Below are 8,713 nucleotides of genomic sequence, written 5' to 3' on the forward strand. Positions count from 1 at the left end.
TCAACCGCTTCACCGCGCTCGGAATCCCCGTCACCCACGCTGTCGCGTAAGGGAAACCCACGAAAAGGGTTCAGCACACCCAATACCCGAATTTTGCAACAGAGCCATGGCCACATCGACCTTGGTTAGCAGCACCATGCAGGTCTATTGCGCGGCCCTGTCCTCTCTGACGTTTCTGCAGACATTCCGGGCAGACTGGAAACCAACGGGTCTGGCCCGCGCCATGGCAGCAGTGCTCATCCTGCTGACCAGCGCGCTCATTACCATAAATCTTACCGGTAATACGCTGGATATTCTGAACAACGTGATCGCACTTCTTCTAGCCGTCCTGTCCCCATGGACAGCCATCAATCTGGTCGATTACTACCTGATACGACACGGGCAATATGACATCGCATCTCTTTTCCAAAGGGATGGAGGCATTTACGGCCAAGTCAACCGCCCTGCTCTTGCATGTTATATGCTGGGTATCCTCGTCCAGATCCCCTTCCTGTCAAACGGTCTTTATGTCGGCCCGATTGCCAGCCTCTACGGTGGCATCGATTTTTCATGGGTCATCGGCATTCTGGTGCCCGGAGCTGTTTACTGGTTCTGGGCCCGACGCCCGCATTAAGCCCTTACAAACCACTCCTGCGACCTTCTTCAGTTTTTCCGAAGCTCTTCCTTACACATCCTTTCTTTAATCCGGTGCATTAAATGGGCATCATTACACTATCGCACCAAAGTTCCGTTAAGCGCGGAAACTGCAAGGAAGGACCAGCCCATGCCTACCCATATCCGTATTAGACCGTTCAACACAAAAGACACCTATCCCGAGCAGAATCTCGACAATGACCTCTGTCAGGCCGTTGTTGCCGGGAAAACCGTTTATGTGCGTGGGCAGGTGCCGCAGGATCTGGATACACGCGAAAACATTGCCGTCGGTGACCCGGTTGGCCAGGCACACAGAGTGATGGAAAACATTGCGCTGCTTCTGAAGGAAGCAGGATCTGACCTTTCCCATATCTGCAAGGTGACCGTCTATCTGACCGATATCCGTTACCGTGAAGCAACATATCGGGTTCTGGGCCAGCACCTCAAAGGCGTTTTTCCAATCTTTACCGGCCTTGTGGTTGTCGCTCTGGCACGTCCTGAATGGCTCATTGAAGTCGATGTTATCGCCGTCATCCCCGACTAATGCCCGCCCCTCACTGCTACAAGAACTTCCAAACTGAGCTGTAAAAATCGCCAGTCATTTTGGCAGAGGAACCGCAATGCAGACGAAATTCCCGCTTTCACGCCATTGTTTGCTTCTTTCGTCGACGTTTCTCCTGCTTGTGGGAAGCACGAAAGCGGCCACGACATCTGCCGTTCATCACGCCGGCCCGACATCCGGCAAGGGCCAGCATAACACAGCCCATGCCAGACCTTCAGGCCCATCTGCCAAAAGCCACAGGCCCAGTGCTGTTAACAGCAGCGGAGACCCGGAAACGGTTCAGGTTTCCGTCTCCCGCAACAGGCTGGGCGGCGGCCTCATCCGGCATGAGACGGAAGCACGGTCAGTCAGCACCGTCGCGCGCGAATTCATCAGCAAGCAGGCACCGGCCTCCAATCCGCTTGCCCTTGTGACTCTCACCCCTGGCGCTAACGTCGCCATGGGCGATCCGTTTGGGGTTTCGGATGAAGGGTCCATTACCGTGCGCGGGCTCAACCAGCAGGAAATTGGCTATATTTTTGAAGGGGCGCCCATGAACGACCCCGATAACTATTCTCCCAACTCTTCCCAGTGGGTGGATAGTGAAAATATGGAAAACGTGCAGCTCCAGCAGGGAGCGCCCAACATCGAGATGCCGACCGTGTATTCCGCTGGTGGCACGATGAACCTCCACGTGCGAAACCCGACCTATAAACGGGGTGGCCAGGTCGATGTCAGCTATGGGTCACACCAGATGAACCGTCAGTTCATCCGCTATGATTCTGGCGAAATTGGCAACACGGGCATTCGGGCCTTTGCGTCCTTTTCCAATCTGACCAGCCGCGCATGGCGCGGGCCGGGCCGCAACAATCGTCGTCATGTCGATTTCAAGGTGATCAAGGACTGGGCGCCCGAAAGCAACACCAGCCTGACCTTTACCTACAACAATGCGGATGCCGCATGGTACAGCACGCCGTCCCTGTCCTCATGGAACAAGAACGGCCTGGGTGGCGGCATCAATCTTGATGGCACCTACAAATTTGGCGATTCCAATTATTACAAGGGTTTTGGAACCAACTGGACTGACTACTTCCTGAGCAGTCAATCCCATTTCAAATTCAACAATCAGCTTTCTCTGGACGTCACGCCCTATTTCTACCATGGCTCGGGCAACTCCCCGCTCGGCGTCGCCACCGTGCCCACAAGCGGCACCTACTACAATGGCACCCAGCCCGTTGAGGGCAAACTTGCCGGAAACACCTATGAGCAAGACGGCAATGTGACCGCCAAAAGGGACTGGCTTGGCCGCGAAAGCTATACCGGCATCAATGCCGCCATGCATTACGATACCAAATTCAACCATCTGGTCTTTGGCGCATGGTATGGCTACAGCGACATGAACGTGAGCGAACCGTTCTCCGGGCTGGATGCTGCCGGGAATGTTTCAAGCTCCTATCTGCACCTGCAAGATGGAATGCTCCTCAATGGCTGGCAGTATCATACCATTACGCAAATGGTCGGCCTTTATATCGGGGATGAAATCCGGCTGCTCAATGACCGCTTGCGGATCAATGCCGGCTTCAAGGAAGTCATGACGTCCCGCACGGGCACGCTCCAGCAGCCAGGCCCCCAATACGCCACCGGGTATAACTCGGCGGAGCCCTTGCCGCGTGTGTCGATCAGTTACAAGGTCAATAATGCCATTCAGGTTTTTGCCAATGCCACAACCAGCTTCCGCGCCCCATTGGGAGCCGCATTTTACAACCAGTATAACAGCCCCTACGACCCCAGCCTTTATCAGACCGCCAATACACATCTGAAAGATGAATACAGCATTTCCGAAGAACTGGGCGCCCGTTACCATGACCGCTGGGTAACGGCTTCGGTCACGTTGTTCAATTACAACTTCGTGCACCATGCCATTAACGAATATATCAATGCCGTCCCCTACTTCCTTGATGCTGGCGGAATGACGTCACGCGGGGTTGATGCCGAGCTGGGCCTTGCCCCGTGGCACCATATTTCCCCTTACATGTCGGGCGAATATCTCTATGCCACAACCGACAGCAACATCACGATGGATGGCGTAACCTACGCCACAAAAGGCAAGATTGCGACGTCCGCCCCACGCTGGATGGGCGCCATTGGCGTTCAGTATGACGATGGCACTTTCTTTGGCAGCGTTTCGATGAAATATGTTGATAAGGAATATGGCACGTTCATGAACGACGAGCGCATTCCCGGACACAAGCAGGTTGATCTGATGCTTGGCGCCCGCATGCATGATGTAGGCTTCCTGAAAAAACCGAGCATCCGTCTCAACATCATCAACCTTGGAGACTCTCACTACCTCTCTGGCGTGTATAACACGGGCGCCGTGGCGAGCACGGCAAACTACTACGTTGCCCCTTCCTTTGCCTGCCTTGCAACTTTCTCGACCGGTTTCTGAAATGCAGTCTGATGTCTCAGAACCTTTCGATTTCATTATTGTCGGTGCAGGCTCCGCCGGATGTGTTCTGGCAAACAGGCTGAGCGCAAGCGGTCGTTTCCGCGTCTGCCTGATTGAGGCTGGCGGAAGCGACCAGACGCCACGGATCAGGATCCCGGCAGGCACGCTGACTCTCTACAAGAGCCAGCGCCTTGCCTACCAATTTCACTCCACACCGCAGATCCATCTTGCCGGACGGCGCATTCATGTGCCGCGCGGCAAGGCGCTTGGGGGGTCTACAACCCTTAACAGCATGATCTATATCCGTGGAGACCGTTCGGATTACGACCACTGGAGCGCACTGGGTTGCACTGGCTGGGACTGGGAGAACGTCCTTCCGGAATTTCGTGACCTTGAACACTGCCATCGGCATCTGGACCCGGCCTTTCATGGCTTCCAGGGCGAGCTGGATGTGTGTGCGCCCAAAGACGTCAATCCTCTGTCCCGCATCTTTGTGCAGGCCGGGCTTGCGGCCGGACTGCCGGAAAATCCGGATTTTAACGGCAAGACACTTGAGGGCGTCGGCATTTACGATGTGACGCAACGCAATGGCTTCCGCCTGAGCGCCTACAGGGCCTTTGTGCATCCCATCCTGCACCGCGCCAACTTCTGCCTGGTGCCCAAGGCGCAGGTCCGCAATCTGGTGATCGAAAACAGGGTGGCCCGCGGTGTCATCATTATACAGAACGGGCAAACACGTTTGCTGCAGGCGCGGCGCGAGATCATTCTCTGCGCCGGGGCTATCGGGTCGCCGCAAATTCTCATGGCGTCAGGGATCGGACGGAGTGATGATCTGATCAAGGCCGGGGTCTCCCCACTTCATCATGCGCCTGGTGTGGGGCAAAACCTGCAGGACCATCTGGATGGTCTGGTCACCGTACGCTCCACAGACCATAGAACGCTCGGTTTCTCGGCCAGGTCGCTCCCGGCAGTTTTATCCTCTCCCGTGCGTTTCCTCTTCAATCGCAAGGGCTGGCTCACCACAAACTATGTTGAAGCCGGCGGTTTTGCGCGGACCTCCCCAACCAACACTGTGCCAGACATCCAGTTCCACTTCGTGCCTGGCTATCGCAGTCCAAGGGGGCGTCTGTTTGAATGGGGGCATGGCATTGCCATTCATACCTGCGTGCTGCGGCCCAAAAGTCGGGGCAGCATCCGGCTGGCGACAGATGGCACCAATGCCCCGGTTATCGACTTCAACTTTGCCTCTGCCCCGCAGGATCTGGACATACTTTACGAAGGCATCCGGTTTGCCCGCCGCATTCTGGCGCAACAGGCCTTTGACCAAACCCGTGGGCAGGAAATTGCGCCGGGCCATGAATGCACCAGCAAGGAGCAGATCCTGGCCTATCTGCGCAACCGTGCCGCAACAGTCTTCCATCCGGCAGGTACATGCCGAATGGGACCGGACGATGATGCCGTTGTGACACCACGCCTGAAAGTGAACGGAATAGACGGGCTAAGGGTAGCAGATGCCTCCATTATGCCAACACTCATCAGCGGGAACACCAGTGCTCCAAGCATGATGATTGGCGCAAGGGCTGCACGGTTCATTCTGGAAGAGCTCTGAACACTCTCTCCATCCCTCTTCCAGAAGCCAGGAGACTTAACGGTCTCCTGGAACGCCGTAGGATGGCGCAGCAAGCGGATCCAGACACCGCGTGACGTAATCATGCATCTGAGGTTTCCAGTGGGACCAGAGCTTACGAAGATCGCCAAGCGGCTCATCGCTCCAGTCAACCCGCAAATCGGCCAAAGGCCAGCTCTGTTCGTCCACAATCAGCATTCCAGCCGAATGAACCGGCCCGGCTTCCCCACCGGATGCCAGTCCGGCTTCCATGGCCAGAAGCAGCCGCTCCCCCAACTCCAGAGACGGGCTGGAAGAACAAAACGCCTCTTTCATGGCTTTCGGCACGTCAGCATGAGCCAGCATGTTTCCTGCTGCAGCAACGTTTTTTTCCGCAATCTCGGCATAACACCCAAGAATGCGCTCCCCCGCCCACAAAGCCGTGTCTCCCTCCCTGTCAAGAATGACAAGCTGCCGAAATGCCCGGAACGGGTTGTCACGCACAAGAATGTCCCGACATTCTGCGGCCGTTGCGCCTCTTTCCATGAGGTCCAGTCCTGCCGGGCCAAGCCGTGGGTCCGTGACGTTCTGAGTTGCAACCACGCCCACCCCTGCCCGTGCAAAGGCGCAGCGGCTCCCAACGGCTGGAGAGGATGATGAAACAGCCATCCCAAACTGACCCGTGCGAGCACAGCGTGCCACGATGGAAAATGTCATGAAAATCTGTCCTCTGATAAAAAGAAAGAAAAATGCCCCTTAATGCCGGAGGCGATCCAGAACGCCATCAATGAAACGATCTGCCGCAGCCAGTTCAGCATCGGTAATGTATTCGTCCGCCTTGTGCGCCCGTCCGATGGAACCGGGACCGCACACCACACAGTTCACGCCCAGCTTTTCGCTGAACAGACCCGCTTCCGTCCCGAAATCAATGACGGTCACCTGATTATGTCCGGCTTCTTGCAGAGCCAGAGAACAGATGTTGCTCTGCGACGCTGCGTTAAGGCCGGGATATGCATTAATGAGGCGTATCTGCACCTCTCCCCCGCCCAGACGCTCCGTTGCAAGATGGGCAGCCTGTTCCAGCCAGTCCAGATACGGCGCACCGTCATATCCGGGCAGAAGCCGGATTTCTGCTGTAATCGTGCAGGTATCGGGCACAATGTTCAGTGCCGCGCCGCCGGAAATCAAACCAGCCTGAACCGTGGAAAACGGCACTTCAAAACGCGTATCGTAATGCTCTGTCTGGCGAATATGCTCCTGAAGCTGCTCGATGGCGTCAATCATATATGCAGCCAGAGTGATGGCGCTTTTCCCCAGGAAGGGATTGGCGGAGTGCGCAGCCTTGCCAAGACAGGCAATTTCAAAGGCAATTTTTCCCTTGTGGGCGACAGCCACCTGCATGCCCGTTGGCTCTCCAACAATGCAGCCAGCCACCTGCATTTCATCATTATGCGGTAGATCGGCAAGCAAGGAGCGCACGCCGATGCAACCCAGCTCCTCATCATGCGAGATGGCAAGGTAGAGAGGCCGCATCAGCGGCGTGCCGCTACCCGCCAGACAAGCAGCCCGCAACATGCAGGCCAGAAAGCCTTTCATGTCGCTGGTGCCTCGCCCGTAAAGCCGATTTTCCACACGCGTCATGACAAAAGGATCGGATGACCAATCCTGCCCGGCAACAGGGACAACATCGGCATGGGCAGACAAGATGATGCCTCCCGATGTTTCCGGGCCAACCGAGGCAAACAGACTGAAGCGACCTGGCTGTTCCCCCGGCACCCGGCGCACTTTCGCGCCGGATGCAAGGAGATGTGCCTCTATCCAGCCGATGATCTCATCATTGGGCAATCCGCAGATACTGGGAAAGCCAATCAGTGAAGAAAGAATAGCCTCGGTTTCAGACATGAGCCATGGATACCTTCGCTATTAGCCTGCCAGAGCAAGGCGGTGTTTTGCAATATAATCACCAAGATAGTCCGCATCGTGCCACACGCCCCATATGAAGGGAGATGCGCGGCGGGAAAGCCAGGCCAGACCGAGGAAATAAAGGCCCGGTTCGGTTGATACCCCCCGTTCATGATGCGGCGCACCGCGAGCATCCAGAACATCAATATCAATCCAGCTGAAGTCGAGCTGATAGCCGGTTGCCCAGATGACCGTCTTGATACCTGCCTGCTCAAGATCCAGTGTGCTCAACGGATTTTCCACACAATTCGGAAACGCCCCGATTGCACGGGCCTCAGGCTCTTCAGGCAGGTCCAGCCCATGTTCCGCCACGTAGGCATCGGCCGCATCCAGCATGGAAAGGTAATTCGCATCGCCCGCCTGAATGTTCTTCTTAAGGTCACGCGCAAAGCTCAATTGGCCATCGCTGAACGTTTCGGTGCGGCCTACAAGCGTGATGCCCTTGGCGGCCAGATCGCGGAAATCAACCGTATGGCCACCATACGCGCCACTGACGGCAATGCTCACATGCTCCGTGTCCGGACCGGGCACCTTCATATCCCACAGGCCGAGCACCCCCAGCCACCACACGAAATCCCGCCCACGATACCGGCGCGGCGGACGATCATGCGGCCCGACAGACAGCCAGACATCCCGCCCGGCAGACCGCAGTTCATCAGCAATCTGGGCGCCAGAAGACCCTGCGCCAATTACAAGCACGCCGCCAGCCGGAATCTGCTGGGGGTTTTTATAGGCTTTCGAGTGCATCTGCAGCACATCGGCACTGTCAGGAATAATCTTGGGAAAAGACGGCTTCTGGAACGGTCCCGTTGCCACAACAACGTTTTTGGCGCGAATGCTTCCCTCTGTCGTCTCGGCCACAAATGCCTGGCCGTCCGTGGCTTTCGAAAGACGCAGAACCTCAACCCCGCATCGCACAGGCATATCGATCTGGCGGGCATAAGCTTCAAAATACTCGACAATCTGCCCGCGCGGCGCAAACCCGTCCGGGTCCGTATTCTGGAACGTCAGATTGGGGAAGCGATCATGCCAGGCAGGCCCGTTTGCAACCAGGGAATCCCAGCGTTCAGCCCGCCATCTCTGGGCGATCTTACCACGCTCCACGACAAGATGTGACACAGCCCGACGCCCCAGATGCTCACTCATTGCCACGCCAGCCTGCCCACCGCCAATGATGAGGGTATCGACGTTTTCCATTGTCATGTTGGACATTTCCCTGTTGAACGACAGAAGAACTCTTCCACAAGAGGAAGTTCTATTTGTTGTTATATGAAAACGAAACATCCGGTGAAACAATCGAATTGATTATCGTTGCTTAGCCTTTTCCTAAGAGTTTCCCCTCCTGCTGGATAGGAAAAACCTTATTCGGTCTTAGTGTCTGACCGAAAATGAGTTGAGTGATTTCAGCAGGTTATGATTCATGGGTTTGCGATAACCTGATGAGATCAAGATGGCCTGGACTGAAATCACCCGCGCGCAGTATCGCCGGGACGACCTGGAGTATGCAAGCGACCTTCGCGAT

Annotated in this window: 7 protein-coding genes; 4 read left to right on the forward strand and 3 right to left on the reverse strand. The window is 56.1% G+C overall.

Going from position 1 to position 8,713, the window contains the following annotated elements:
• The first annotated feature begins 106 nt into the window (after positions 1–106).
• From GOB86_RS13935 to GOB86_RS13950, 4 genes are all read left to right on the forward strand, one after another.
• Positions 107–613: a cytosine permease gene (locus GOB86_RS13935; protein WP_165993198.1), complete on the forward strand. Its 507-nt coding sequence runs from the start codon at positions 107–109 to the stop codon at positions 611–613.
• Positions 614–763: 150 nt separating this feature from the next.
• Complete coding sequence (locus GOB86_RS13940; RefSeq protein WP_165993201.1) at positions 764–1,177, forward strand: RidA family protein; 414 nt, start codon at positions 764–766, stop codon at positions 1,175–1,177.
• A 76-nt stretch (positions 1,178–1,253) separates the two neighbouring features.
• On the forward strand, positions 1,254–3,623 hold the full coding sequence (locus GOB86_RS13945; protein ID WP_165993203.1) for a TonB-dependent receptor: 2,370 nt from the start codon (positions 1,254–1,256) through the stop codon (positions 3,621–3,623).
• A 1-nt stretch (position 3,624) separates the two neighbouring features.
• Positions 3,625–5,232 carry a GMC family oxidoreductase gene (locus tag GOB86_RS13950; protein WP_165993205.1) on the forward strand — a complete coding sequence of 536 codons (1,608 nt, stop codon included), beginning with the start codon at positions 3,625–3,627 and terminating at the stop codon, positions 5,230–5,232.
• Positions 5,233–5,268: 36 nt separating this feature from the next.
• On the opposite strand, the gene GOB86_RS13955 is transcribed toward GOB86_RS13950, so the two are convergent.
• From GOB86_RS13955 to GOB86_RS13965, 3 genes are read right to left on the reverse strand one after another with little or no spacing between them, the layout of a single operon-like run.
• Positions 5,269–5,946, reverse strand: a complete 678-nt coding sequence (locus GOB86_RS13955) for a DUF1028 domain-containing protein (RefSeq protein ID WP_165993207.1) — start codon at positions 5,944–5,946, stop codon at positions 5,269–5,271.
• Positions 5,947–5,985: 39 nt separating this feature from the next.
• Positions 5,986–7,131: an acetylornithine deacetylase gene (gene argE, locus GOB86_RS13960; protein WP_165993209.1), complete on the reverse strand. Its 1,146-nt coding sequence runs from the start codon at positions 7,129–7,131 to the stop codon at positions 5,986–5,988.
• A 21-nt stretch (positions 7,132–7,152) separates the two neighbouring features.
• Positions 7,153–8,394, reverse strand: a complete 1,242-nt coding sequence (locus GOB86_RS13965; RefSeq protein WP_165993210.1) for a flavin-containing monooxygenase — start codon at positions 8,392–8,394, stop codon at positions 7,153–7,155.
• Positions 8,395–8,713 lie beyond the last annotated feature (319 nt).

Source organism: Acetobacter lambici, assembly GCF_011516885.1.
GTDB classification, from domain to species: domain Bacteria; phylum Pseudomonadota; class Alphaproteobacteria; order Acetobacterales; family Acetobacteraceae; genus Acetobacter; species Acetobacter lambici.

Coding starts and splice junctions, on each gene's coding strand:
- GOB86_RS13940 (WP_165993201.1), top strand. CDS start 764: ATGCCTACCCATATCCGTATTAGACCGTTCAACACAAAAGACACCTAT.
- GOB86_RS13945 (WP_165993203.1), top strand. CDS start 1,254: ATGCAGACGAAATTCCCGCTTTCACGCCATTGTTTGCTTCTTTCGTCG.
- GOB86_RS13965 (WP_165993210.1), bottom strand. CDS start 8,394: ATGACAATGGAAAACGTCGATACCCTCATCATTGGCGGTGGGCAGGCT.
- argE (WP_165993209.1), bottom strand. CDS start 7,131: ATGTCTGAAACCGAGGCTATTCTTTCTTCACTGATTGGCTTTCCCAGT.
- GOB86_RS13935 (WP_165993198.1), top strand. CDS start 107: ATGGCCACATCGACCTTGGTTAGCAGCACCATGCAGGTCTATTGCGCG.
- GOB86_RS13950 (WP_165993205.1), top strand. CDS start 3,625: ATGCAGTCTGATGTCTCAGAACCTTTCGATTTCATTATTGTCGGTGCA.
- GOB86_RS13955 (WP_165993207.1), bottom strand. CDS start 5,946: ATGACATTTTCCATCGTGGCACGCTGTGCTCGCACGGGTCAGTTTGGG.